At 72.4% G+C, this 20,597-nt stretch carries 15 protein-coding genes; 7 read left to right on the top strand and 8 right to left on the bottom strand.

What is annotated here, in order from left to right:
• The first annotated feature begins 28 nt into the window (after positions 1-28).
• The 3 genes from G4G93_RS14080 to G4G93_RS14070 all read left to right on the top strand — a co-directional run bounded on the left by G4G93_RS14080 (position 29) and on the right by G4G93_RS14070 (position 4,532).
• The gene (locus tag G4G93_RS14080; RefSeq protein WP_165085019.1) at positions 29-1,363 is read left to right on the top strand and encodes an RsmB/NOP family class I SAM-dependent RNA methyltransferase; all 1,335 of its coding nucleotides are present in this window, start codon (positions 29-31) and stop codon (positions 1,361-1,363) included.
• A gap of 147 nt (positions 1,364-1,510) precedes the next feature.
• Positions 1,511-3,223 carry a heparinase II/III family protein gene (locus G4G93_RS14075; RefSeq protein WP_165085018.1) on the top strand — a complete coding sequence of 571 codons (1,713 nt, stop codon included), beginning with the start codon at positions 1,511-1,513 and terminating at the stop codon, positions 3,221-3,223.
• Positions 3,224-3,386: 163 nt separating this feature from the next.
• Complete coding sequence (locus G4G93_RS14070; protein WP_165085017.1) at positions 3,387-4,532, top strand: GGDEF domain-containing protein; 1,146 nt, start codon at positions 3,387-3,389, stop codon at positions 4,530-4,532.
• 169 nt (positions 4,533-4,701) lie between these two features.
• Here G4G93_RS14070 and ppk2 read toward each other — a convergent pair whose 3' ends face one another.
• The 4 genes from ppk2 to G4G93_RS14050 all read right to left on the bottom strand — a co-directional run bounded on the left by ppk2 (position 4,702) and on the right by G4G93_RS14050 (position 10,437).
• Entirely contained in the window at positions 4,702-5,544 is an 843-nt protein-coding gene (gene ppk2, locus G4G93_RS14065; RefSeq protein ID WP_165085016.1) for a polyphosphate kinase 2, read from the bottom strand.
• A 13-nt stretch (positions 5,545-5,557) separates the two neighbouring features.
• The gene (locus tag G4G93_RS14060) at positions 5,558-8,752 is read right to left on the bottom strand and encodes an efflux RND transporter permease subunit (RefSeq protein WP_165085015.1); all 3,195 of its coding nucleotides are present in this window, start codon (positions 8,750-8,752) and stop codon (positions 5,558-5,560) included.
• A 32-nt stretch (positions 8,753-8,784) separates the two neighbouring features.
• Positions 8,785-9,900 carry an efflux RND transporter periplasmic adaptor subunit gene (locus tag G4G93_RS14055; protein WP_206289754.1) on the bottom strand — a complete coding sequence of 372 codons (1,116 nt, stop codon included), beginning with the start codon at positions 9,898-9,900 and terminating at the stop codon, positions 8,785-8,787.
• A gap of 183 nt (positions 9,901-10,083) precedes the next feature.
• Positions 10,084-10,437 carry a GCG_CRPN prefix-to-repeats domain-containing protein gene (locus tag G4G93_RS14050; protein ID WP_165085014.1) on the bottom strand — a complete coding sequence of 118 codons (354 nt, stop codon included), beginning with the start codon at positions 10,435-10,437 and terminating at the stop codon, positions 10,084-10,086.
• A 334-nt stretch (positions 10,438-10,771) separates the two neighbouring features.
• On the opposite strand from G4G93_RS14050, the gene G4G93_RS14045 reads away from it, so the two are divergent.
• Positions 10,772-10,999, top strand: coding sequence for a hypothetical protein (locus G4G93_RS14045; protein WP_165085013.1), 228 nt, complete (start codon positions 10,772-10,774; stop codon positions 10,997-10,999).
• Positions 11,000-11,029: 30 nt separating this feature from the next.
• Here the strand turns inward: G4G93_RS14045 and G4G93_RS14040 are convergent, their stop codons facing one another.
• Both G4G93_RS14040 and G4G93_RS14035 read right to left on the bottom strand, forming a co-directional pair.
• The gene (locus tag G4G93_RS14040) at positions 11,030-11,557 is read right to left on the bottom strand and encodes a hypothetical protein (RefSeq protein ID WP_312891979.1); all 528 of its coding nucleotides are present in this window, start codon (positions 11,555-11,557) and stop codon (positions 11,030-11,032) included.
• A 322-nt stretch (positions 11,558-11,879) separates the two neighbouring features.
• Positions 11,880-12,338 (bottom strand): hypothetical protein, encoded by a 459-nt coding sequence (locus G4G93_RS14035; protein WP_246736759.1) that lies wholly within the window; start codon positions 12,336-12,338, stop codon positions 11,880-11,882.
• 621 nt (positions 12,339-12,959) lie between these two features.
• Here G4G93_RS14035 and G4G93_RS14030 point away from each other — a divergent pair.
• On the top strand, positions 12,960-14,450 hold the full coding sequence (locus G4G93_RS14030; RefSeq protein ID WP_246736758.1) for a TAXI family TRAP transporter solute-binding subunit: 1,491 nt from the start codon (positions 12,960-12,962) through the stop codon (positions 14,448-14,450).
• A gap of 62 nt (positions 14,451-14,512) precedes the next feature.
• Here the strand turns inward: G4G93_RS14030 and G4G93_RS14025 are convergent, their stop codons facing one another.
• Positions 14,513-15,160 (bottom strand): hypothetical protein, encoded by a 648-nt coding sequence (locus G4G93_RS14025; RefSeq protein ID WP_165085012.1) that lies wholly within the window; start codon positions 15,158-15,160, stop codon positions 14,513-14,515.
• A gap of 106 nt (positions 15,161-15,266) precedes the next feature.
• Complete coding sequence (locus G4G93_RS14020; protein ID WP_165085011.1) at positions 15,267-15,770, bottom strand: DUF892 family protein; 504 nt, start codon at positions 15,768-15,770, stop codon at positions 15,267-15,269.
• 238 nt (positions 15,771-16,008) lie between these two features.
• On the opposite strand from G4G93_RS14020, the gene mgtA reads away from it, so the two are divergent.
• Together mgtA and G4G93_RS14010 are read left to right on the top strand one after the other, a co-directional pair.
• Positions 16,009-18,693: a magnesium-translocating P-type ATPase gene (gene mgtA, locus G4G93_RS14015; protein ID WP_165085010.1), complete on the top strand. Its 2,685-nt coding sequence runs from the start codon at positions 16,009-16,011 to the stop codon at positions 18,691-18,693.
• Positions 18,690-20,312: an AAA family ATPase gene (locus tag G4G93_RS14010; protein WP_312891978.1), complete on the top strand. Its 1,623-nt coding sequence runs from the start codon at positions 18,690-18,692 to the stop codon at positions 20,310-20,312. Before mgtA ends, G4G93_RS14010 begins: the two co-directional genes overlap by 4 nt.
• The last annotated feature ends 285 nt before the right edge of the window (positions 20,313-20,597 follow it).

Below are 20,597 nucleotides of genomic sequence, written 5' to 3'. Positions count from 1 at the left end.
TCCGCGCAAGGGGCGCGGGGGAGCGGGGATGGACGGACAGAACACCGAGGCCGCCGGATTGCCGGCACGGCGTCTCGCCTGGGGGACCGTGGCGGACCTGCTCGGCAAGAACCGCGGCACGGCGCTCGAGGACGCGATGGAGCCGGCGTTCCAGCGGGCCGTGCTGCCGCCGCAGGATGCGGCCCTCGCCCGCGCCATCGCCACCACGACGTTCCGGCATCTCGGGGTGATCCGCCACGCCCTGCACCAGCGCCTCGCCCAGGGCCTGCCGGAGGACCGTCCGGGCCTCGTCGCGCTGCTCGCCACCGGGGCGGCGCAGATCCTCTACCTCAACGTCCAGGATCACGCCGCCGTCGATCTCGCGGTGCGGCTGGCGAAATCCGAGCCCGGGCTGCAGCACCTCGCCGGCCTCGCCAACGCGGTCCTGCGCCGGGTCGCCCGCGAGCGCGACGACATCCTCCGCGAGGGCGAGGCCGAGCCCCTGCGCCTCAACACGCCGGACTGGCTGGCGCGGCGCTGGATCGCCGCCTACGGCGAGGAGACGGCCCGGGCCATCGCGGCCGCCAATGCCCGGGGCGCCGGGCTCGACCTCACCCTGCGCCCCGGCGCGGCGATTCCCGGCGGCCTCGACGGCCGGCGCCTGCCGGGCGGCCTGAGCCTGCGCCTCGACGATGCCCGCACGCCGGTGCCCGAGCTGCCGGGCTTCGCGGAGGGCACCTGGTGGGTGCAGGACGCCGCCGCCGCCTTCCCGGCCCATCTCCTCGGGGCGCGGCCCGGCGAGCGGGTGGTCGACCTCTGCGCGGCGCCCGGCGGCAAGACCGCCCAGCTCGCCGCCGCGGGCGCCGCGGTGCTGGCGGTCGACCGCTCCGCCCCGCGCCTGCGCCGGCTCGAGGCCAACCTCGCCCGGCTCGGGCTCAACGCCGCGGTGCAGGCGCTCGACGCGCTCGCCCTGCCCGAGGACGAGCCCTTCGACGCCGTGCTGCTCGACGCGCCGTGCAGCGCCACCGGCACGGTCCGGCGCCACCCGGACGTGCCGTGGGCGAAGGGCGAGGGGGACCTGACCCGCCTCGTCGGGCTCCAGCGCCGGCTCCTCGACAAGGCGGCGCGGCTCACCCGCCCGGGCGGGCGCCTCGTCTACTGCACCTGCTCGCTGGAGCCGGAGGAGGGCGAGGGCCAGGCCGAGGCTTTCCTGAAGCGCCACCCGGACTTCGCCCGTCGCCCGATCGCCCCCGACGAGGTCGGCGACGCCGCCCTCGTCACGGCCGCGGGAGACCTGCGCACCCTGCCGTCGCACTGGTCCGACGAGGGCCGCGGCGGCCTCGACGGGTTCTACGCCGTGCGGCTGGAGCGGCGCGAGGCGTGAGGCACGATGCGTGAGCGAGACGCGGAACCTGTTCACGGGCCGGACGGACGGTTTGACCCCGTGATGATCCTTGACCATTCCTTGACGCGGGCGGCCGCCCTCTGACGATGGCGACGAGTGGCGATGGGCGGCCGGGCAGGAGGTGGCGTGGGGTGGGGGCCTGACCGCTGGCGGTTCTACCGGCTCCTCGGGCGCGAGGCGGGGCGCATGGCACGGGGGGCCGCCGTCCGCGCGACCTCGCGCCCCTCGGCGCTGGCGCGCCTGCGCCCGACCGGCCTGGTGATCGCGCCGCAGGACCTGCGCACCAGCGACGCCACCGTCGCGGCCGACATCTATGCCGGCCTGTTCGTGTTCGCCGGCCGGGCGCTCGCCACCGGCGGGCGCTCGCCGTTCGACTTCGCGCCGCCCTCGCCCCAATGGGGCGAGGACCTCTACGGTTTCGGCTGGCTGCGCCACCTGCGCGCCGCCGAGAGCGCGTTGTCGCGCGCCAACGCCCGCGCCTTGGTGCAGGATTTCATGGCCGGCCGCGGCGATCAGGCGCTGGCCCAGCGTCCGGCGGTGGTCGCGCGGCGGCTGATCTCGCTGCTGTGCCAGTCGCCGCTGGTGCTGGAGGGCGCCGATCACGCCTTCTACCAGGCCTTCCTGCGCCAGGTCGGGCGCTGCACCCGGGCTCTCGACCGGGCGCTGCGCCGCGGCGTCCCGCCCCGCGACCGCCTCGTCGCCGCGGTGGCGCTCGCCTATGCCGGCCTGTGCTGCGAGGGGTTCGATCCGGTGCTGCGCCGGGGCACGCGGCTCCTCCACCGCGAGCTGACCCGCCAGATCCTGCCCGATGGCGGCCATCGCAGCCGCGATCCGGGCTTCGCCAAGGACCTGCTCCTCGACCTCCTGCCCTTGCGCCAGAGCTTCCTGAGCCGCGACATCGCCCCCCCGGAGGCCCTGCTCAACGCCATCGACCGGATGCTGCCGCTCCTGCGCCTGCTGCGCCACGGCGACGCCTCGCTCGGGCACCACAACGGCATGGGGGCGACCGCAGCCGACCAGCTCGCCACCCTGCTGATCTACGACGGGGCGTTGGCCAAGCCCCTGATGCACGCGCCGCATTCCGGCTACGCCCGGCTCGAGGGTGCGGGCGGCACCCTGGTGGTGGCCGATATCGGCGCGGCCCCGCCGCCGGCCTACTCGGCGCGGGCCGGGGCCGGCTGCCTGTCGTTCGAACTGTCCTGCGGGCCGCAGCGGCTGGTGGTGAATTGCGGCATGCCGGCCACCGGCGAGGAGATGCGGGCGCTCGCCCGCACCACCGCAGCGCATTCCACCGCCTGCCTCGCCGACACCTCCTCCTGCCGCTTCCTCGGCCTGTCGCAGCCCGGCCTGATCCACCCGCTCGCCGCCTGGCTGACGCGCCGGATGGGGCCGATCATCGTGCGGGGGCCCGCCGAGGTCGCGGTGGAGCGCGGCACCGACGCGGCAGGCGCCAGCGTCCTCGCCGCCCGCCACGACGGCTACGCCCCGACGCTGGGCTTCCGCCACGAGCGGCGCTGGCGCCTGCATCCGGACGGCGCCCTGCTCGAAGGGCATGACGGCTTCGTGCGCGACGAGGCCGGTCCCGGCACGCCGGTCGAGGCGGCGATCCGCTTCCACCTCCACCCGACCGTGCGGGCCAGCCGGGTCGGGCGCGGCGTGCGCCTCGCCGTGGCCGGCGCCCCCTGGCTGTTCGAGGCCGACGAGATCGATCCGGTGATCGAGGAGAGCGTGTACTTCGCCGCCTTCAACGGCGCCCGCCGCACCGAGCAGATCGTGCTCCACCTCACCGCCGGCGACGGCACCCGGGTGGCCTGGCGCTTCCGCCGGCTGGCCGAGTAGGCGCGGTCCGCCGGCGCCGGACGGAGACCCCGCCGGCGCCTGACCGAAAATTTTGCTCGACCGTCCCCCATTCGTGGGTTGTGCCGCGTCGAATGAACATTCTGTGGGCAAACAGCCGTGCTATACCGCGATTCCCCAGTCGGGGCAGGGCGGGAACCACGGGATGAAGCTGGACGCGCCGACCCTGGTGACCGTGACCGTCTTCGTGACGCTGGTCATGGGGGCGCTGTACCTCCTGTCCTGGAGCCAGACGCGGCGGACCCGGGCGCTGGGCTTCCTCGGCACCGCCCAGATCACCGGCGCGGCGGCCGTCACGCTGTTCGGCCTGCGCGGCGTCGCGCCGGATTGGCTGTCGATCGGAGTCGCCAACGCGGCGATGCTCGCGGCCTTCGGGCTGATCTGGGGCGGCGCCTGCTCGTTCGAGGCCCGGCGCGTCTCGGGCCCGGCGATCGCCGCCGGCCCGCTCGTCTGGCTTGCCGCCTGCCTGGTGCCGTCCTTCGCCGCCTCGCTCGGGGCGCGGGTGATCCTGGCCTCCGCGATAGCCGGCCTGTACTGCGCGCTCGCCGCCCGCACCCTCTGGCACCATCGCGGCGAGCGTCTGCCGTCGCGGGCCCCGGCGGCGATCCTGCTCGCCAGCGAGGCCTTGCTGATCTGGGCGCGGATCCCCGCCACCCTGGTCCTGCCGGTTCCGCCCGTCGGCACGCCGACCCAGACCTTCTGGGTCGCGGTCCTGTGCTTCGTCGCGCTGCTCTACTCGGTGGCGGTCTCGGTGCTGTTCATGGCGCTCGCCAAGGAGCGGCTCGAGGCCGAGCAGCGCCGCGTCGCCGAGACCGACCCGCTCACCGGCATCGCCAACCGCCGGGCGCTCGCGGGGCAAGCGCGCCGGATCCTGGCGGAGGGGCCGGCCGCCCTGCTGCTGTTCGATCTCGACCACTTCAAGCGGGTCAACGATACGTTCGGCCACGCCGTCGGCGACGCGGTGCTGGTCGGCTTCTGCGCCGCGGCCGGCCAGGTCCTGCCGGCGGGCACCGTGTTCGGGCGCCTCGGCGGCGAGGAATTCGCCTGCCTCCTCCCGGGCGCCGGCCCGGCCGAGGCAGTCGCCGCCGCCGAGACCGTGCGCCACGCCGTCGCGGCGATGCGCCCGGACCTGGTGCCGGGCCTCGCGGTCACGGTGAGCATCGGGATCGCCCGGGGCTCGGCCGAGTTCGAGACCCTGCTCGGCCTCGCCGACCGGGCGCTCTACCAGGCCAAGGCGCAGGGGCGCGACCGGGTGGTGTTCGCCGGGCCGGGATTGCGGCAGGTGGCGTGATACGACGTCCGGAGGATTCCAGCCGGAAATCGTATCGCACGCCCGCGCGGCGCCCGAGCGAAGCCGGTTTTCCCGTCGCGAAGCGATCCGTCGGAACTCGTACGAGTTTCGACGTGGAAGCGCAGGCGCCGGTCGGACAGGCTCTGAGGCTGCCTCCGGCCGTGCCGCGTCAGTAGCGCTCGGGCACGAAGCGCCGGTCGCGCAGGGTGTCGTCGTAGGCGTGCTTCCTGTCCCGCTTGGGCAGCGTCACCGGCTCCGCCTCGAGCCGCTTGTACGGGATGAGGTGCAGGAGGTGGGCGATGCAGTTGAGCCGCGCCCGCCGCTTGTCGTCCGAAGGCACCACGTACCAGGGCAGGTCGTCGCTGTCGGTGGCCGCCAGCATCGCGTCGCGGGCGCGCGAATACTCGTACCAGCGCCGGTAGGATTCGAGGTCCATCGGGCTCAGCTTCCACTGCCGCAGGGGATCGTCGATGCGCGCCTCGAAGCGCCGCTTCTGCTCAGGCCGGCCCACTTCCAGCCAGAACTTCACGAGCTGGATGCCGCCGCCGGTGATGAAGCGCTCGACCTGCGGGCACAGGGAGAGGAAGCGCCTTTGCTCGGCCTCGCCGCAGAAGCCCATCACGGTCTCGACCCCAGCGCGGTTGTACCAAGAGCGGTCGAAGATCACGACCTCGCCGCCGGCCGGGAAATGCGCGAGGTAGCGCTGCAGGAAGAGCTGGCTCTTCTCCCGGTCGGAGGGCGCGGGGAGCGCCACGACCCGGAACACCCGGGGGCTGACCCGCTCGGTGATCGCCTTGATGGTTCCGCCCTTGCCGGCCGCGTCGCGGCCCTCGAAGACGACGATGATGCGTGCGCCTGTCGCCCGCACCCAGGCCTGCAGGTGGCAGAGTTCGACCTGGAGCTTGCGCAACTCGCGCTCGTAGACCTTGCGCTTGAGCCGGTCGCCCGCGGCGGTCGCGGTCGGGGGGTCGTCGGGTCGGTCTGCCAGCAGGCCTGAGCCGGTCTCGTCCATGGCGCGTCCTCCTCTATTCCGCGGGCAGGTGCTCCGGGGCGCTCTTCGGGGCACTCTTGGGCTCCCTCGGCGGCGCCGGCTCCTGTGTCTGGCCGCCGAGGATGCGCCAGGCCCGCTCGCGCAGGCTCTGGAACACGACGTAGAGCGGCGGGATCACGAAGATGCCGAGGAAGGAAGCGGCGATCATGCCGCCGAAGACCGGCGTGCCGACGTTCTTGCGGGCGAGCTGCGAGGCGCCGGTGGCGACGACGAGCGGCAGCAGGCCCAGGATGAAGGCGAAGGACGTCATCATCACCGGCCGGAACCGCAGCCGCGCCCCCTCGGTGGCGGCCTCGCGCAGGGGCACGCCGTGCTCCCGCTGCTCCTTGGCGAACTCGACGATGAGGATGCCGTTCTTGGCCGCGAGCCCGATCAGCACCACCATGCCGATCTGGGCGTAGAGGTCGAGGGTGAGCCCGCCCCAGACCATCGCCGCGTAGGCCCCGACGATGCCGACCGTCACCGACAGCAGCACCGGCACGGGAATCGTCCAGCTCTCGTAGAGCCCGACCAGGAACAGGAAGGCGAACAGCACCGCGAAGGCGAGGATGATCGCGGTCTTGCCCTCTGCGCGCTTCTCCTGGAAGGCCGTATCGGTCCATTCGCCGCCGAAGCCCGCCGGCAGGGTCCGGGCGGCGACCGCCTCCATGGCGGAAAGCGCCTGGCCCGAGGAGACGCCCGGCGCCGGCCCGCCCTGCACCGTCACCGCGCGCAGGTTGTTGTAGCGGATGAGCGCGGGCGGTCCGACCACGATCCGCACCTCGGCCAGCGAGCGCAGCGGCACCATCCCGCCGTCCCGGTTGCGCACGTTGATGCGGTAGATGTCGTCGATCTTCTGGCGGTCGGCCGCCTCGGCCTGGACCTGGACCTGCCAGGTTCGGCCGAACAGGTTGATGTCGTTGACGTAGTAGCCGCCGAGCGAGGCCTGCAGCGCCTGGAACACGCTGTCGAGCGAGACGCCAAGGATCTGGACCTTGTTGCGGTCGATGTCGAGGAAGACGGACGGATTCGTCGCCGAGAAGGTGGTGAACACGCGGCTGAGCTTCGGTTCCTGGTTGGCCGCGACGATCAGCCCGCGCAGGACCTGGGCGAGTTCCCTCGGCTCGCCGCCGCGCAGGTCCTCCAGCACGTAGGCGAAGCCGCCGCCGGTCCCGAGCCCGATGATCGGCGGGGGGCTGAGCGGCACGACGAGGCCGCCCGGGATCTCGCGGAAGCGCTGGCCGAGCCGGGCGATCAGCGCAGCGGCACCGTCGCCGGCGCCTTTGCGCTCCTCGAAGCCCTTCAGCGTCACCACCATGAAGGCGGCGCTGCTCTGCGAGTAGTTGTCGATGAAGTTGAGGCCGACCACGGTCGTGACGTCGGCCACCGCATGCTCCTCGCGCAGGATCGCCTCGGCCTTCGCCGCGACGGCGGCGGTGCGGGCCACCGCGGCGCCCTCGGGGAGCTGCACCACGACGAAGAAGGCGCCCTGGTCGTCCTCCGGCAGGAACCCCGTCGGGGTGATCCGCGCCAGCTGCACCGTGCCCCAGGCCGCCGCGAGGGTGACCACGAGGCCGAGGACCGACAGCCGCACGATGCGGGCGACCGCCGCGCCGTAGCCGTCGCGCACGGCGTCGATGGAGCGCATGACGACACCCATGATGCCGCGCCGTGGCCCGTGATGGGGCCGCAGCAGCACGCCGCACAGCGCCGGCGAGAGCGTGAGCGCGTTGATCGCCGAGAGCAGCATCGAGACCGCGACCGCGACGGCGAACTGGCGGAAGAGCTCGCCCGAGATGCCCGGGACGAAGGCGACCGGCACGAAGACCGAGAGCAGCACCAGGGTGATGGCGACGATCGGCGCGGTGATCTCCGCCATGGCGCGCTTCGTCGCCTCGCGCGGGGACAGCTCCGGGTGCTCCTCCATCACCCGCTCGACGTTCTCGACCACCACGATGGCGTCGTCGACCACGATGCCGATGGCGAGCACCAGGGCGAGCAGCGAGACCGAGTTCGCCGAATAGCCGATCGCCTTGAGGGCGATGAAGGTGCCGATCAGGCTCACCGGCACGGCGATGGTCGGGATCAGGGTCGCCCGCAGGCTGCCGAGGAACAGGAACACCACGATCACGACGAGCACGAAGGCCTCGACCAGGGTCTTCTGCACCTCGTGCACCGTCTCGGTGATGAAGGCGGTGGGATCGTAGGTGACCTTCCATTCGAGGCCCTCGGGAAAGGCCTTGGCCAGGGCGGCGACCCGCGCCGTGACCTCCTTGAGCGTCGCGATCGCGTTGGCGCCGGGCGACTGGTAGATCGCGATCACGGTGGCCGGGCTGCCGTTGAGCCGGGTCTCGCGGTCGAGGCTCGCCGCGCCGAGCTCGATCCGGGCGACGTCGCCGAGGCGCAGGAGCGAGCCGTCCGGGTTGGTGCGCAGGACGATGTTGCGGAACTGCTCGGGCGAGGTCAGCCGCCCTTGCGTCTGGATGCTGAGCTGGAGCTGCTGCTCGTCCGAGATCGGCCGGGCGCCGATGCGGCCGACCGGCGCCTGGACGTTCTGGGCCTTGATGGCGCCGATGACGTCGCCGGCGGTCAGGTTGAGGCCGGTGAGCTGGTCGCTGCGCAGCCAGGCCCGCATCGCGTAGTCCTGCGGCCCCCACAGGGTCGCGTCGCCCACCCCCGGCGTGCTCCGGATCCGGTCGAGGAGGTTGATGGTGACGTAGTTCGAGATGAACAACGGGTCCTGGATCGCCTTCGGCGAATAGACCGCCAGCACGCCGAGCAGCGCCGAGGACTTCTTCTTGACCGTGACGCCCTGCTTGCGCACGTCCTCGGGCAGCTTGGCGAGCGCGATCTGGACCCGGTTGTTGACGTTGACGGCGTTGATGTCGGGATCGGTGCCGAGTTCGAACGAGGCGGTGAGCGTGTAGCTGCCGTCGTTGCCGCTCACGCTCTTCATGTAGATCATCTTGTCGACGCCGACGACCTGCGACTCGATCGGCTGCGCCACGGTCGATTCGACCACGTCGGCGGCGGCGCCCGGATAGGTCGTCGTCACCGAGACCTGGGGCGGCACGATGTCCGGGTACTGCGCCACCGGGATCGCCAGCAGGGCCAGCCCGCCGGCGATCGCCGTGACGATGGCGATCACCACCGCCAGGCGCGGCCGGTCGACGAAGATCGCGGACAGCATCGGATCGGGTCCTTCCGGTTGCGTTCGTCCAGTTACATTCTTCCGGTGACCGGCCCGGCCGGCACCGACAGCACCGGGATGCCGGGGCGCACGCGCTGCAGCCCCTCGACGATGACGCGCTCGCCGCCCGAGAGGCCGGCCTCGATCACCGCCTCGCCGCCGCTGCCGCCCGAGGCCACGCTGACGCGCCGGACCACCGCGCGGCCGTCCTCGACCACGAAGACGTAGACGCCGCCCTGGTCGGCGATGAGCGCGCCCTGGGGCACCACGACCTTCTCCTCCGGCGCTCCGGTCTGGAGCGCGACCTGGACGAGCTGTCCGTCCCGCAAGGCGCCGGCCGGGTTCGGGAGGCTGGCGCGCACCGGCACCGTGTCGGTGGTGCGATCGACGCTGATGTCGACGAAGTTGATGCGCCCGACCTGATCGTAGGTCGTGCCGTCCTGGAAGCGGATCCGCACGGCGATCCGGCTCCGCTCCGGCAGGGGACCGCCCTGCCGGATCCGCAGGAACTCGCGCTGGCTCACCGGGAAGGTGACGTAGATCGGGTCCTGGCTGACGATGGTCGTCAGCACGCCGCTATCGGGGCCGACCACGTTGCCCTTCGTCACGCTGGTCCGGCCGATCCGGCCGGCGATCGGGGCGGCGATCTTCGTGTAGCCGAGGTTGATCCGCGCGGTCCGCAAGGTGGCGTCGTCACCCGTCACGGCGCCCTTCGCCTGATCGAGGGCGGCGCGGGCCTGGTCGCGGGCGACCACCGTGCCGGAATTGCGGTCGAGGAGGTCCTGGGCCCGCTGGAGCTGGATCACCGCCAGGGTCTCGGCCGCGCGGCTGCGCTCCAGCGCGCCCTCGGCCTGCTTCACCGCGGCCTCGAACAGGTCGGGCTCGATCCGGTAGAGCGGCGTCCCCTCCTTCACGACCTCGCCCTCCTTGAACAGGACGGCATCGAGGTAGCCGACGACCCGGGCCCGGACCTCGACGCGGGCCGGCGCCTCGATCCGGCCGACGAAGTCGAGGGGCTTGTCGATGGCCTTGTGCAGGGCGGCGACGGTGCCGACGGTCAGCGCGGCGGGGTCGGGCTCGCCGCGGGCGGCGGGCGCGGCCGCGAGGGCGAGCGCGAGACCGAGAAGGAGACCGGGAGCCTGATGCATGATCGCCCTCGCCGCAGGGCCGCCCTCGTGCGCGGGGACGGCGGACGGGGACGGCGGATCAGTGTGGCAGGTCGCGCCGGACGAGCTTGATCGGACGGGACGGCCGGGCGCCGGCGACCACCGCGGAACGAGGCCTCGCCGGACGCTTCCAAGGGATCTCTCGAGAGATCTGACGCCGAGATTCTAGCGCCGGCCTCTCATGCCGCCGTAGCCCCGCCCCCCGTAATGGGCGGCCCGGTGGCCGTAGCCGCCGCGGGCTACGACGGCCCGACCGCCATATGCGCGACCGCCGTAGACGCGGCCCGCATAGGCGCGGCCGCCATAGCCCCCCCGGCCGTAGGCGCCGCGATAGGCGTAGCCGCCCCTGTAATAGCCCGGCGCGCCGTAATAGCCGCCGTAATTCCGCCGGCAGTAGCCGTAGACGGTCCGGTGGAAGCCCGGGCCGCACCCTTGGGCGGCCTGCGCCGGCGCGGCACCGAAGCCGAGCAGTGCCCCGAAGAGGATCGCCGCCATCGCGGTCGGGATGGATGCCTTCATGACCGTGCCTCCCTATCTTGGTCGTGCGGCGAATTTACTGCGTTCTCGCCGATCATCCTTGACCGAGATCAAGCCTCCGTCTCTCCGACGGCAGCGCTGCATCGCTCCCGGACAGCAATCCGCGCCGTGTCCATGCGCAATCAGAAGCGGGCATCAGTATCTTGGGCGCATCCTATTGCTCGATTGCAGCATGCGTCATATTGATTTAACAGGAGACGTGTCGAAAAACTGAGATTACACGTTGATATGACGGTTAAACGCCGTCTCTCGATATTCCTCCGTCGACGGAGGCCGGAGCCGGCAGGCTTCGGGTCGGCGCAGCATCGATCGGACCATGGTCGACGACGGATCGTACGAGATCAGGATCACGACGGGGGAAGCGGGGGCGATCCTGCGCGCCGCGACCGAGCGCGCGGCGGCGGCGAAGGCCGAGACCCTGATCCGCCGGGCGCATTCCCGCGGCGCGGCCATCGTGGTCGCGGTGACCGGCAGCGACGGGCAGGCCGTGCGCCGCCTCGAACTCTACCTCGCGGACGTCGTCTCCGATGTGGAGCGGTCCTGAGAACCCTCCTCTTGCCTCCCTCCTCTTGCCTCATCGTGCGGACATCCGGCCTTGCCGCTCCGGGCAGCGCCGGTAGGCGATGCCGGTCGGATCCTGGTCGCTGTAGTACCGCGTCAACGTCCCGTCCTTCGCGGGCGCCATGATGACCGCGACGTCGTTGGAGGCGACGGCGTTCGCGCAGTCCAGCGCGAGATGGTCGCGGCCCTCGACGGTCCGGATCGAGCGGACTCGGCACGAGGCCATCGGCGTCCTGATGCGTTGGCCGGAGACGATGAAGGCGGGAGCGAAGAGGTCGACCGGCTTGCGAAACGACAGCCCACGCCCGGCAGCTGAAAACACCTCTGCGCAGTCGCGCCCGGCCAGCACCCAGGCGCCCTGGTAGCCCGTGAGGCCGGCCGGCGCCGCCACCGCCATGGATCCCAAGAAGGCGGATCCCAAGAAGGCGGATCCCGAGAAAACGGTTCTCAAGAGGGCGGCCCTCAATCCGAGACCCGCGGCACGGATCCTGTTCCTGAAACAGGGCTTCGGCGCAGTCTCGATGCGGCTGGTGGGTTCCATCTGCCCTCGGGCCCCCTCATCCCATCCCTTGTTCCGTGTCCTTCATCCCGTGCGGCGGCTGCGCCTGTCTGTACGGTCCGGATGAAGCGCGCGGACTTGTACCGACGGACCCGCCGGTCTCGGGCTTGCCCGAGAGCGTATCGATGCGTCGGCACCTTGCGCGGTTGTCGTATGACGGGCTCCCGGGCTTGCGCGCCGCGGTGCTACCGGCAGTCCGGAGCGTGCGTCCGACTTGGACGCTGCGCGCCCGCTCGAGCAACCGGGATCGCGAAAACCTCAAATCGTCGAGCGATCGCCGATTGCTTGACGCATCGGCGATGTCCTAATACCAGTAAGATCTTCGATAATACACGCGGGAATATCCCCACCCGTAGCTCGGGCGCCAATAGGCGCGCCTGTAGCCGTAACGGTAAGCGGGGTACGAGTGATATCCGGGCCAGCCGTACCCCCGCCAGTAAACCCGGCGATAGGGACGACCATATCCGGGATAGGCGTAATAGGCCGGATAGTAGGCCGGATACCCATACCAATATGGGTCGATCGGAGCGGTCGCCGCCGCCGCGAGACCCAGGGCCCCGCCGACGATGGCCCCCGCCGCCAAGGCTCCGCCCCAGGCGGGTCCCCAGCCGTACCACTGGGCGGAGTGCGCGATCGACGTGCCGGCGATCTGCTCGCCGGACACGACCGGGAGCGGTCCAGCGCCGGCCGGCACGATGGATCCCAGCGCGATGGCCGACCCGAGCGTCCCGGCGACGACCAATCTTCGCATCTCGAAAATCATGATCCGCCTCCCGGTTTTCGATGACTCCGTCATGTTGTATTCATTAACGACGATTTTTTATGTCCATCAATCATAATTAACATTTAAATTCGGACCAAAATATTTTAAATTTTATTGCCTTTTCACGTAAAAATTGGTCATGCCATCGATTTTCTCTCAAGGACCAATCGAAGCAAAGCACATCTCGTGGGTAGAGGCTTGATCGAACAGGACATTTTGCGCGATGACTCTTCCGTGGCCTGCGCGAGCTTGCCGGATCGCGCCATATGTTCCCGCAGTCCAAATCAGCCCGGCCGGATCAAGCGAGCCACGCCTGCGCGACACCGGGCCCGATCGCCGGGCTCCCTCGCGCTGGCGCCCGACCACGGCTGTCGTTCGGCCGGTCCCGCGGCATCGGGGGCCGCATCGGGACTCCATGGGCCGTGTCCCTTCGGATCAAGTCCGGCCCGCGTTCCCAGGCCACGATGAGGCGTCCGCGCCGGTCCCCGGCCGCCCGCCGAGGGCGTTGTGGCGGCCGCACGCGCCGCGATCGCGGTGCTCGCAGGCCTCGCCGGAGGCCGGGTGGCAGCCGTGCCGCCTCGGGGAGGCGGCGGGCGCGCCCGAGGGGCCGGGAGCGAGGTGATGATGAAGGACCCGACGCCCGATCCCGGCGATCCCGACCCGGCAGAGCCGGAGCGCGCCGTTCCGACCGCGCTGCCGAGGCGAGGATGGGGCCGGGCGGTCGCCGTCGTCGGGGTGCTGCTCGCCGCCGCCGCCGGGTTCGCGCTCGCGCATGCCTGGTCCCCCCACGCCGATCTGCGCATTACCACCGGCCCGCCCGGCAGCACGGCCTACCGCTTCATCACGGCCTTCGCGTCGGTCTCCAAGGTGCAGCATCCCCGCGTCAACCTGCAGCTCGTGCAGGTGGACGGCCTCGCGGGGAGCGCCAAGGCGCTGGAGGAGCGCCGGACCGATCTCGCCATCCTGCGCAGCGACGCGACCCCGCCCGCCAATGCCCAGACCATCGTGATCCTGCGCCGGGACGTCGTCGCCTTCATCCTGCCGCCGCACAGCTCCGTCGACGCGATCGCAAATCTCGCCGGCCGCACGGTCGGCATCCCCGCCGGCCCGCTCCAGGCCGACAACGCCCGGATCCTCGACACCGTGCTGGGCTACTTCAACGTGCCGGCGAAGGAGGTCGGCAGGATGGTCCTGCCGGTCGACGGCCTCGCCGAGGCCGCCAGGCAGAAGAAGCTCGCCGCCATCCTGGCGGTCGGCCCGATCGCCCCGGGCGAGGTCGTCGACATGGTCGCGGCGGTCGCGCGTGCCACCCGCGGGACGCCGAAGCTCCTCGCCCTCGACGAGGCGGAGGCCATCGGCAAGCGCTTCCCGGGCTTCGAGTCGATCGACGTGCCCGCCGGGGCGTTCCGGGCGAGACCCGCCACGCCGGGCGACACCACCACCACGCTCGCGGTCACCTACCGCTTCGCCGCGTCGGAACTGATGCCCAACGTGGTCGCGGCCGCGATCGCGCGCTCGATCCTGACCACGAAGGCCAAGCTCATGGCCGTCACCCCGCTCGCCGCCCAGATCGAGGCGCCCGATCCCGACGACAAGAGCCCGGTCCTGCCGCTCCACCCGGGGGTCGCGGCCTATCTGAGCAACGGCGACGAGAGCTTCTTCGACCAGGCCCAGCAGTATTTCTACGTCGGAGGCCTGGTCGTCAGCCTCGCCGGCTCGCTGTTCGCGGCGGCGTCGAGCTACTGGACGAGGCGACGGTCGGAGCAGGATTGGCGGCCGATCCAGCGGCTGGTCGTGATCGCCGACGAGGCGCCGCGGGCCGCGGCGCCCGAACTGGCGGCATTGGAAAACGAGTATCGGGATCTCGTCTCGCGCGTCCTGGGCCAGTCCCCGGGCGGCACGGATACCGATCGATTGTCGGCCTTCTCGACGGCTCTCGCGCATGCCCGGCACGCCCTGGACGGCCGACGCGCCGCCCTCGGCCCCGACGCCGCCCGGCCCGTGCCACCCCTGATCCGGCCCGAGGAGGCTGCGCTCGACGCCGCCCCGGCCCAGGACTCGTCCCAAGCGCGGCGGCAGTGCCCCGTCCCGACGTCCTCTGCCTCGGGATGAGGTGGGAGGAGGAGGCGCCGTGACATCGAGATCGTCGATGGAACATCTTGCGCGAAGGGCTCTCACGTCGGCGTCGAGGGGGCGTCCGGCCCGGGCGCCGCATCTTCCCGCCGCCCGGCGGGCTCCATGAGGAGCGCGCGCAGCCTCGCACCGCCGGTCGCGCGGTCGATCTCCCGGTAGGTGAAGTAGGGGATCAGGGCCACGAACATCACCCAGGCGAAGGTGGCGAGGCCGTTCGGACCGCCCGCCATCTCCGGCAGGACGGTGCGCGGCGGCTTGCCGTGCCAGGCCCCGACCAGCACTTCCTCCAGCACGTAGGCGGCCACCAGCACCGCCATGAACAGGAGCGAGCGGTACAGGATCGCGTAGACGAGCGGCCCCTCCTCGAGGCGCCGCCCCACGGTGAGGGAGCCAAGCTTCGCCGCCTCGGCGACGAGCATGAACTTGGCCAGCACGAGGGCATTGATCAGGCCGAGCGCATAGAAATGATAGCTCGGGAAATGCGGCACGTCCTGGTCGACCCTGGCGTAGATGTTGACGCTGAACAGGATCAGGGTGCCGAAGATGACGATGAGATAGGCGGCGAAGCTCAGGTATCGCCCGGCCTCGCGGGCGGCCCGCCGCGCCAGGGATGGCGCCGGCGCGCCCGCTCGGGAGCCGGCCCGGTCGCGCGGGTCGAGAGCGGCCTGTCGAGGGGGTGCAGCGGGCATGGCTCGTTCTCCGACAATCCCGTCGCCAGCCGGAGGACCGGTCGGTTCATGCGCATGATCGAAGGCCCCGGGCCGGCGTCGCGGCCCGGGGTTTTGCCGGTCGGGCTCAGGCGGCGAGCTTGACCGCGTGCTTGCTCTCGATGGTGCGGCGGATCAGGCGGCCGGTCCGCTCGATGAAGGCCAGCTTGTCGGCGAGGCAGCTTTCGAGCAGGACGCCGACGCCGAAATGCCCGCTCACGTCGGCCATGGCGACCAGGGCCCGGTACTCGGCGATGCGCAGGTGCATCAGGTGGTTGGCCTTGACCAGGATGAACAGCGCCTTGGCCGCCGGAGTCTGGATCTCGGCCAGCTCGCGCCGGAAGTCTTCGAGGAAGACCTCCTGCAGCCGGCCGTTGGCGGTGATCGGCTTCTCGCCGATGAGCTCGAAGCAGCGGTCGAGCGACTTGATGTTCTTGTCCTGGATGAAGGCGCGCGACTGAAGCGCTTCCTGGATGGCCGGATCCTGTGCGACCTGGCTCAGCTCCTCGTAGGCCTTCGTCGCGCGCTCGGCGTGGTGCCGGGCATCGCTCAGCATCCGTACGAAGAGTTCCCTTGGTGTCTTGACCGGCATGACAACCTCCACAGACGACCTCCACGGTGGCCCGGCCTTCTTCCTGGCCGGACGCCACTGGGAGGCTAGGTCGCTTCACGGGCATCCGCTTGATCGGAGGCGACACCTCCGCCCGGCCGAGAATCGGGTCCCGCACTCCGGACATCCGTCGCGGCCGCCTTGAGGCGGATCAAGGCGGGGCGCCGTGGCACCCACAGAGTGCGCGCGCCGGCCGTGGAGGGCCGGGCGGAGCCGGCCGATGAGGGAAGACCTGCGCTCACCGGGAGAAGGGGGGAACACCGCGCCGGTCCTCGCCGGGCCGTTCCCGTCCGAGGCTCGCGGTCCGGGCCGATCGTGCGACCGGCCCCCCTTCTGGACCTGCACGCCGGAGGCGCTGTGCGACCGCCTCGCCTGCGGGCCGGACGGCCTGTCCGCCGCGGAGGCGGCGCGCCGCCTCGCGCGCCATGGGCCGAACCGCGAGGCGAGGGTCCGGAGCGAGGGCGCCGCGCGGGCGGTCCTGCGCCGGTCGAGCGAGCCCCTCGCCCTCATCCTGATCGCCGCCGGCCTCGTGACGATCCTCACCGGCGACTGGGCCGGCGGGGCGGTCATCATCGCGATCCTGACGCTCTCGATCGGCCTCGACACGATCCAGGAGGGCCAGGCCCTGCGCGCGGCCGAGGCCCTGCGGCGGAGCGTGGCGCTCACGGCAGAGGTCCGGCGGGACGGCGCCTTCCGCGTCGTCCCGGTCGAGGAGCTGGTTCCCGGGGACGTGGTCCGGGTGCGGGCGGGCGACATCGTGCCGGCGGACGCCCTGGTGCTCGCGAGTTCCGGCTTCACCGCGGCGGAGGCCGCGCTCACCGGCGAGCCCTACCCGGTCGAGAAGAGGCCCGGGACCGTCGCGACGGCGAACCCGGCGGACGCCGCGAACGCGCTGTTTCGCGGGGCCGTGGCGCAGAGCGGCGAGGCGGTCGCCCTCGTGGCCGCCACCGGCCGCGACACGGTGTTCGGCGCGGCGGCCGCGTCGCTGGCGGAGGACGCGGCCCCGTCGCCGTTCCAGCGCGACCTGCGCGACCTCGGCCTGCTGATCGCGCGCCTGACCCTCGTCCTGGTCCTCGGCGTCCTCGTCATGCGCGTCGCGTTCGGGCGTCCGGTCGTCGAGTCCCTGCTCTTCGCCGTGGCGCTCGCGGTCGGCCTCACGCCCGAATTGCTGCCGATGATCACCACCGTGACCCTCGCCCGGGGGGCGCTCAGGATGGCCCGGCGCAAGGTCATCGTGAAGCGCCTCGCCGCCATCCACGATCTCGGCGAGATGACGGTCCTGTGCACCGACAAGACCGGAACCCTGACCTCGGCCGAGATCACCCTCACGCAAAGCCTCGATCCGGCGGGCGCGGTCGCGGCGCGGCCGGCGCGGCTCGGCGCCGTGGCGGCGGCGCTCGGCGGCGACAGGGGACCGCTCGACGCGGCCCTGGCGGCGGCTAGCCCAGAGGCGGCGGCGGGCTGGCGGCTGGAGCGCCAGCGCCCCTTCGACTACGCGCAGCGCACCGGCGCGGTCCTGGCGGACGGGCCGGAGGGCCTCACCCTGATCGTCAAGGGCGCCCCCGAGGCCGTGGTCGCCTGCTGTACCGCCCGGCGGGACGGGGCGGGGGTCTCCCCCTTGGGCGCACCGGAGCGCGAGGCGGCCCTGGCGCGCGTCCGCGCGCTCGCCGGCGAGGGACTGCGCGGCATCGCCGTCGCGTCGCGGCCGGCCGCGGGACCGGCCGAGGCCGGCGAGACGGATCTGGTCCTCGAGGGAATCTGCGCCTTCGCCGATCCGCCCAAGGCCGGCGCCGCCGCCGCGCTCGCCGCCCTCACGGCGGCGGGAGTGCGCGTCAAGATCCTGTCGGGCGACGACGCGATCGTGGTGCGCCGCCTCGCCGGGCTCGTGGGCCTCTCCGTCGGCCGGGTCCTATCGGGGCCGGAGGTCGCGGAGATGGACGACGACGCGCTGGCCGCGCAGGTGCGCCGGATCGACGCCTATGGCCGGCTCAGCCCCGACCAGAAGGTCCGGGTCGTGAAGGCGCTCCAGGCGGGCGGCGAGGTGGTCGGGTTCCTGGGCGACGGGATCAACGACGCGCCCGGCCTGCGGCACGCCGATATCGGCCTGTCGGTCTCCGGCGCGAGCGGCGTCGCGCAGGCGGCTGCCGACATGATCCTGCTCGCCCCGGACCTCGCGGTCGCGGCGGCCGGCGTCGCCGAGGGGCGGCGCACCTCGGCCAACATCCTCAAGTACATCCGCATGGGGGCGAGCTCGAATTTCGGCAACATGCTGTCGATGGCGCTCGCAGCCTCGGTTCTGCCGTTCCTGCCGATGCTGCCGATGCAGATCCTGCTCAACAACCTGATCTACGACCTGTCGGAACTGGGCATCCCGTTCGACCGCGTGCGGCCGGAGGCGACGGCGCGGCCCCAGGCCTGGGACCGGCGGGCGCTGCTGCGCTTCGCCGCCGTGATGGGGCCGCTCTCCTCGCTGTTCGACTTCCTCACCTTCGGCGTGCTGCTCCTCGGGTTCGGGGCGGGGCCGGAGGTCTTCCGCACCGCCTGGTTCCTGGAATCGATGGCGACGCAGATCCTGGTGATCGTCGTCATCCGCACCGAGGCGCGGCCCTGGCACGACCGGCCGGGCCCCGCCCTCGCGGTCTCGTCCCTGACGGCCCTGGCGGTGGCGGTGGCGCTGCCGTTCACGCCCCTCGGGGGCTGGCTCGGCTTCGCGGCGCCGTCGCCCGCGATCCTGGTCGCCGTCGCGGCGATCACGGCTCTCTACCTCGCGGCGGCCGAGACGGTGAAGCCTTGGGCGGTGAAGCCTTTGGAGGTGAAGCCTTCGGACGTGAGACCGTGGGCGGTGACGCCCCGGGCGCCCGCGGCGCCGCGGGACCGCACGGAATCGGAGGGAGGACGGCGGTGAGCACGCGCGCCGGAACCCCGATCGAGCCTCCCGCCGAGCCCGGCGCCGACGTCCCGGCCTTCCTCGTGCGCCTCCTGGCCGGGGAGGGATCCGTCGACCGGATCGACACGCACGCCTCGACCGTCCTGCTGGGCGGCGACCGGGTCCTGAAGCTCAAGCGGGCGGTGCGCTTCCCCTATCTCGACTTCTCGACCCCCGAGCGCCGGCTCGCCGCCTGCGCGGCCGAACTCGCCGTCAACCGCCGCACGGCGCCCCGCCTCTATCGCGGCGTGCACCGGATCACCCGCACGCCGGAGGGCGGCCTCGCCCTCGACGGGGGCGGGCCCCTCGTCGATGCCGTGGTGGCGATGCGGCGCTTCCCGGCCGAGAACCTGTTCGACCGCATGGTCGCCGACGGGCGTCTCACGCCGGCGCTGGTGGCCGACCTCGCCCGGCGCCTCGCGGCCTTCCACGCCGCGGCGGCGGTGAGCCGCCGGGAGGGCGGCGCGGCGGCGATGGCCGACCTCATCGCCCTCAACGACCGCAGCCTGCGGGCAAGCGGCCTCGTCGGCGAGCGGGAGGTGGACGCGCTGACGGGCCTCTTCCGGGCGCGGCTCGCCCGCCATGCCGACCGGCTCGACGCGCGGCGCCGGGAGGGGAGGGTCCGGCGCTGCCACGGCGACCTGACGCTGCGCAACATCTGCCTGTTCGAAGGCGTGCCGACGCCGTTCGACGCCCTCGAGTTCGACGAGCGCCTCGCCACGATCGACGTTCTCTACGACCTCGCCTTCGTGCTGATGGACCTGTGGCACCGCGGCCGGCCCGATCTCGCGAACCTGCTGTTCAACCGCTACCTCGACGAGACCGGCGATGCGCCCGATGCCGGGCTGATGCCGTTCCTGATGGCCGTGCGCGCCGTGATTCGCGCCCACGTGACGGCGAGCGAGATCGCGACGGGCCGGCGCACCGTGCAGGAGGCGGTGGCGCTCCGCCGCGAGGCGCTGGCCCGCCTCGCCCTCGCGCGCGACCTGCTCGTCGAGCGGCCCGCCCGCCTGGTGGCGATCGGGGGCCTGAGCGGGGCCGGCAAGTCGACGCTCGCGGCCGCCCTGGCGCCCCGGCTCGGCTCGAGCCCGGGCGCCCGGATCGTCAGCAGCGACCGCACCCGCAAGCGCCTGCACGGGGTCGTGCCCCTGACGCGCCTGCCGCCGGGCGCCTACGCGGCCGCGGTCTCGGAACAGGTCTACGCGGCGATGCGGGACGAGGCGGCGCAGACCCTGGCGGGCGGAGCGTCGGTGGTGCTCGACGCGGTGTTCGCCCGGCCGGCCGAGCGGGAGGCCGCCGGGAGCCTCGCGACCGCTTGCGGCGTGACGTTCCGGGGCCTCTGGCTGGAAGCGCCGCTCGCCACCCTGACCGAGCGCGTGGTCGCCCGGCGGGGCGACCCGTCCGACGCCACGGCCGCCATCCTGGCCGCCCAGGCGCGGCGGGATTGCGGGACGATCACCTGGCACCGTCTTGATGCCGGGCTGGCGCCGGAGACCCTGGCGGGCGAGGCGTTGCGGGCCGAAACCCCGGCTGCGGATGTCAGGGCCGGCGGGCGGCACCCCGCGGCAGCTTCGCTCCCCGGTCACGCATCGGCGTGAAGCGAAGCCCGGCCGGCTCGACGCCCGATCCGCCGCAGCCGGTGGAAGCCGCAGCCTGACCCGGCCCATGCGCGCCTCAAGACGGCGCGCGAGATCGAGGGGAACCGGATCGCTGCCCCCGGGCGAGAGTCAGCCCGCTCCCGGTGCATCGTATTGATCTTGATCAATGCTTCTCAGATTCGTCGGACCAGCCTCAGGTCCGGCGTTCGTGTCGCCGATCATGATGGCTTCGCATGGGGCAGGCGATCCGTCGTCTGCAAGGTGCTCTCATGCCGTCTTCCGGCA

This window comes from Methylobacterium sp. DB0501, assembly GCF_011043735.1.
In the GTDB taxonomy this organism is placed as follows: domain Bacteria; phylum Pseudomonadota; class Alphaproteobacteria; order Rhizobiales; family Beijerinckiaceae; genus Methylobacterium; species Methylobacterium alsaeris.
Note: the sequence above shows the minus strand (reverse complement) of the source record. Positions and strands in the feature narration are given on the sequence as shown.